General features: G+C 44.2%; 7 protein-coding genes. 6 read left to right on the top strand and 1 reads right to left on the bottom strand.

What is annotated here, in order from left to right; translation table 11 throughout:
* From ACR2PX_RS20780 to ACR2PX_RS20760, 5 genes are all read left to right on the top strand, one after another.
* Positions 1 to 561, top strand: a 561-nt coding sequence (locus tag ACR2PX_RS20780; protein ID WP_434001274.1) for a hypothetical protein, incomplete at its 5' end; no start/stop codon positions are given.
* A gap of 531 nt (positions 562 to 1,092) precedes the next feature.
* Positions 1,093 to 1,332, top strand: a complete 240-nt coding sequence (locus tag ACR2PX_RS20775) for a DUF6364 family protein (protein WP_434001273.1) — start codon at positions 1,093 to 1,095, stop codon at positions 1,330 to 1,332.
* Entirely contained in the window at positions 1,329 to 1,736 is a 408-nt protein-coding gene (locus ACR2PX_RS20770; protein WP_434001272.1) for a PIN domain-containing protein, read from the top strand. The genes ACR2PX_RS20775 and ACR2PX_RS20770 overlap by 4 nt, the downstream gene beginning before the upstream one ends.
* 318 nt (positions 1,737 to 2,054) lie before the next feature.
* On the top strand, positions 2,055 to 2,612 hold the full coding sequence (locus tag ACR2PX_RS20765) for a DUF29 domain-containing protein (protein ID WP_434001271.1): 558 nt from the start codon (positions 2,055 to 2,057) through the stop codon (positions 2,610 to 2,612).
* A gap of 2 nt (positions 2,613 to 2,614) precedes the next feature.
* Positions 2,615 to 3,058 carry a DUF29 domain-containing protein gene (locus ACR2PX_RS20760; protein ID WP_434001270.1) on the top strand — a complete coding sequence of 148 codons (444 nt, stop codon included), beginning with the start codon at positions 2,615 to 2,617 and terminating at the stop codon, positions 3,056 to 3,058.
* Here the strand turns inward: ACR2PX_RS20760 and ACR2PX_RS20755 are convergent.
* Positions 3,021 to 3,689, bottom strand: coding sequence for an N-acetylmuramoyl-L-alanine amidase (locus ACR2PX_RS20755; protein ID WP_434001269.1), 669 nt, complete (start codon positions 3,687 to 3,689; stop codon positions 3,021 to 3,023). The two genes, ACR2PX_RS20760 and ACR2PX_RS20755, sit on opposite strands and share 38 nt — an antisense overlap.
* A gap of 136 nt (positions 3,690 to 3,825) precedes the next feature.
* Between ACR2PX_RS20755 and ACR2PX_RS20750 the strand changes: the two genes are divergently transcribed.
* A complete protein-coding gene (locus tag ACR2PX_RS20750; RefSeq protein ID WP_434001268.1) occupies positions 3,826 to 4,698 on the top strand; it encodes a hypothetical protein in 873 nt (290 codons plus the stop codon).
* Positions 4,699 to 4,841: the final 143 nt, after the last annotated feature.

Raw genomic sequence — 4,841 nt, 5'->3', positions numbered from 1 at the left:
CTCTCATCTGGTGATTTACTATCAACGTATTTAGGCTTATCGTTATCTCCAGATTCATTTGAGCTAAATTCTGTCTTAGACTTAGGGATACCTTTATTTATTGTCAATTATTTAACTACCGCATTTTTCTTTCTGTCGGTCTTTTATATTGGTATTGCAGGGAAAAATTCAACCCCTGAAAAATCCAGCAACATTATTGCAAGTAATTTTATGATTTCCCTCTCAGTATCGGCATTGATGGTCATGTTGTTTGCAATTATCAACAACATCCTTGTTGCTTTCAATATGAATGGAATCGCTCAATTGATAATAGAGGTCTTATTCCCAAGAACAGAATTAAACGACAGTAATGCTAATTATCTGTACATGGCGTTGAAGTCTTTTTTATTTTTTATTTTTTGTACTCCATTATTTTTTATTTTACAGTTCACAGTTCGTGGAAAAAAGAGTTTCAAATTAGAAGAAGGTGAAAATCTAAATATAAACATTGGTTTTGTATTTTTAGCGATATTTTATTTAATTCTAATGAGTATCACTTGGCTTTCGCAAAATCAAATATAGAGATAAGAATATACAAGAAAAACCAGTAACTGCTCAAAATACGTAGGCGATTTTGCAGGTCAGTCAGCTATAACCCAGTAAATTCAAGGAGGGCTATCTGAAAAAATGCTATTTTGCCTACACTTATTGAGCAGTTATAAAAATCAACTACCCCGTAATTTTCTCGTCCCCACGATCCATCGCGGAAATGCATACTATAATCCTGCGAAGCAATCGAATATAGGTTCCCATTGATCATAGCTGCGCTTGCCACATCATCGACTCCTGCCACAGCACTCCAGAACCTGATCAGGCTCAACTCTCTTTGCCCCTACCTCCTCTTTCCATCCAAGGTAAAGCACGATGGAAGGATAACCATAGACACTCTATCACCACTCAGACTACTACCGCTGAGCTCAACAGCAGGAAGCGTTTTTACAGAGCCGCCAGTTCGACAAAAAATACGCTCCTCAGAACAGGTAAGGCTCAATCCATTTGTCAGAACCCCGAATCGACGTATACTTTATAAAAATAGTACGCCAAGGAGCCATCATGCACAAACTTACCCTTCGAATGGAAGCTGAGCTTGTTGAGTATGCTAAAGAATATGCCGCCAATCACGGAAAGTCCCTGTCGCAATTGGTCGCTGATTATTTTAATGCACTCATTGATGAATCGGATACCACCGAAAAACTGCCCCCCCTCACACAAAGCCTCAAGGGAGCCATGGCGGGTTCCGTGGTGTCGACAGAAGAGGATTACAAAGAATATCTTGAGGATAAATATCTGTGAACATTCTGGTCGATACTAATATCATCCTGGACGTGCTTCTGGAACGCTCCCCTTTTGCAGCCAGCTCTTCAGAAATTATGGGCAGGGTAGAGCGCAGGGCACTTAACGGGCTGCTTTGCGCAACAACGATTACGACTATACATTACCTTGCATGCAAGTCGATCGGCAAAAAACAGGGCCACGAAGCCATCAATAAACTATTGCAGATATATCAGATCGCTCCCGTCAATCAACAGGTACTCATGTTTGCTTTAACCAGCTCGTTTAATGATTACGAAGACGGAGTCCTTCATGCCTCCGCCATTCAGGCTGGTGCAGAAGCGATTATCACTCGTAATGCCAAAGATTTTACCAAAGCCGAAATGCCTGTTTTCACTCCCGATGAGTTTTTATTGAGGCTGTAAGCTTGAACAGGAAACCGCCAAACCGCTCAGCCTGAAACATACTTTGCCTCGCCCCCTTTCCATCGGCTGACTACGATAAGAATTTCTATGCCTGCTACGTAATTAGGCGAACTTGCTTGAGAACGGTCAACTTAATTGCTCGTGGGAATGCATACCATAATTCTGCGAAGCGATCAGATATAGGTTCCCATTTATCATAGCCGCGCTTACCAAATCACTGAGACTCCTGCCACAGCACTCCAGAACCGGATCAGGCTCAACTCCCTTTGCCCCACCTCCCCTTTCCAACTAAAGTAAAAGCACGATGGAGGGTTAACCATGGACAATTTATATCACACAGATTACTACCGCTGGGCCACACGGCAAACAGAGCTGTTGAAAGCAGGCCATCTGAACAGCATCGACAAAGACCTATTGGCCGCAGAGTTACGCAAGCTTGCCCAGGGCTATGAACAGGAACTGCAAAAGCGATTTGCCGTACTATTAACCGATTTACTGGTTTGGCAGTATGAGTACGATTTCCGAAGCTATCCCCAGAAGTGTCGAATTGACACCCATCGTGAAAACATCAAAAAACTATTGAATGAAGAACCTTCACTGAAAAACTGTATACCAAAACTATTCACTGCGGCTTATGAAGAAGCTGTTTATGAAGCAGCTATTCGAACAGCCTATTGGTTTACCGACTTCCATACAGGACTCTGGTCGGTCGAAGACGTACTGAACAATAACTTTTGGCCAGAGCTCTGGCCTGAAAACGCAGCTCAGGAGAGTGGCGGACTCAGACAACAACCCTGGTTTCGCCAGGAAATACAACGTGCACTGGCTGAGAGGGAAGAGCTTCCCTCATCTCCGCCCCTTAAAAAGGCCCTCTGACCATGGCTGATTACGATAAGGATTTCTATGCCTGGCTAAATCATCAGGCGGATTTGCTTGAGAACGGTCAACTTAATGGACTGGATCTTGACAACCTTATAGAAGAAGTAGACTGCATGGGTAAAAGGCATCTCCACAAACTCGAAAGTCACGTTACTTTATTACTGATGCATTTACTCAAGTGGCAATACCAACCCTCTAAAAGACAATACGGACATAGCTGGGAGACGAGTATCCGTGTTCACAGACAACAGGCTTGGGAAGTTATTGAAAAGCACCCAAGCCTGAGTGGAAAAATCATGGAGCTTTATGAAGAAAACTATCGACAAGCAGTCAAACTGGCCAGTATTGAAACACGGATTGAAGAAGATTCATTCCCATTAGAATGCCCATGGACCTTCGACCAGGTCATGAACGAGGACTGGTTACCTGCTGAATCAACCTGACGGACGTTTCTGTTAACTCGCTGACCCTTTGCCAAAAGAGTGCACGCTGCTCTCTATCAGCAGGCTCGAATGGCTGTAACTTTTCAAGAGAAGCCTGAAGCTCCTTCGGGCAAACCGGCTCACGAACAGGCTGAGGAAGATCAGAATAATTTTCTGTGAAAAGACGGCCCCAATCAAAGCAGCAACCCGGGTCAGCCTTTCCCCTGAAACCGGCTATTTGTTCGTGGCCAAGAATTCGTTCCGGGTCATTCAGATTAGGATAATGCTTCTGCAGTTGCTGAATCACTTCTCTGAGTGCTTTGTATTGCTCATCGGTAAAAGGGAAGATATTCCCGTTGTAATTAACCAGTTCTATCCCTAAGGCGAAATCGTTGAACGCTTCTTTTCCCTGCCAGCGGCTAACCCCTGCATGCCATGCTCTGTGAGCCACGCCATTCAAGCAAGGAACCAACTCATAAACGGTTCCATCCAAATCGATCACCAAATGAGCTGAAACGCCACATTCAGTGCTGGAAAGAATGTCCAGGGTACCCTGTAGGTCCACAGCGGTGTAATGCAAGATAAGGAACTCTACCGGAATGTCCCGGGCATCAAAATTAGGACTGGGATGTGAGATTGAACATAGTTCCATTGAGCATAGTTCCATTGAGCATAGTTCCATTGAGCATTGCGCCATTGATTTGCCTGTAAAAATCGGGAGTCCGTTGAACTTTTAGCCTAACCAGCGCTCTAACTTAAGATCAAGGACGAATTTTAAGGAGTTTATTATGCAAGGAATAGCTACGTCTCCATCACTATCATCTCTCAGTTCATCATACTCTGGCCCATCATACTCAGAAAGTATTGAAGACTCAGGTCGCTGGTCTCTGCCACCTGAAGTTACCCGCTTTCTGGCTCTGAACAGTCAATATCCGAATTGCCCCTATGATGCCACCCCCATCATCAGAAGGCAGATCAATCAGGAAGCATCTGCCTGCTCTCAGTCACTTATCCGTATGATTCAAGCCACTTCAGAGGATGAAATGACCCATGCGCTGTTTTTCATGATGCTTGATGCCATGCCTGATGGCGCCATCCTGCAGTTGGTGAATTATCATGATTACTATGACAGTAACATTCTGACAAAAAAGAAAATCGAGATTCTGCAAGACTACATGACGGAGAGAAAGACCCGATTGAATACTCGAAGCCAGGCATACGCTGATGTAAGGCAATTTACAGAAATGGCAAGGTTCCAGCCTAATAAAAGCTTTCATGCCTCAGCCATTACCCAGCGGTGGAGTCAACCATCTGTGGACGCCAGAGCCCTTCCTGAGCTTGTGACCATGATGGTCAAAAGCAATTCAGCCTATACCCTTCAAACTCCGATATTCACCCAGTTTCTTGATGCCATACCGGTAGACGCCATCAAGGCCTGTTTACAGTTCTGTAAGAGTGATGGAAGACTCTTTATACCAGAAGCTAATGTCGAGATGCTCCAGGACTATTTCAGCAAACGGTCTAGTGCAGAAACAGACACGAAACAGGGCAGTGGCAAAAAAACACCTGACTCTGGTTACAACAGTGACAACGACAGCAAAAAACCACAACAACAAGAGTCCGAGTTTTATAACCAGATCATGGAAAACATCGAGCTCTGAGTTTCATATGAGCCATGGCTAGGAGCCTGTCGGACTTACCACTGACCTACTGCGAAAAAGCCTGATTTGGCCATTTTTTATGATTCTTTTCGTTGAATAGCTCGCTATTCGCCTCAAATAATCATAAAAACTGTCTCAAACCG

It is taken from the genome of Endozoicomonas sp. (assembly GCF_051008435.1).
Taxonomy (GTDB): domain Bacteria; phylum Pseudomonadota; class Gammaproteobacteria; order Pseudomonadales; family Endozoicomonadaceae; genus Endozoicomonas_A.
This window is presented reverse-complemented; position numbering and strand designations above follow the sequence as displayed.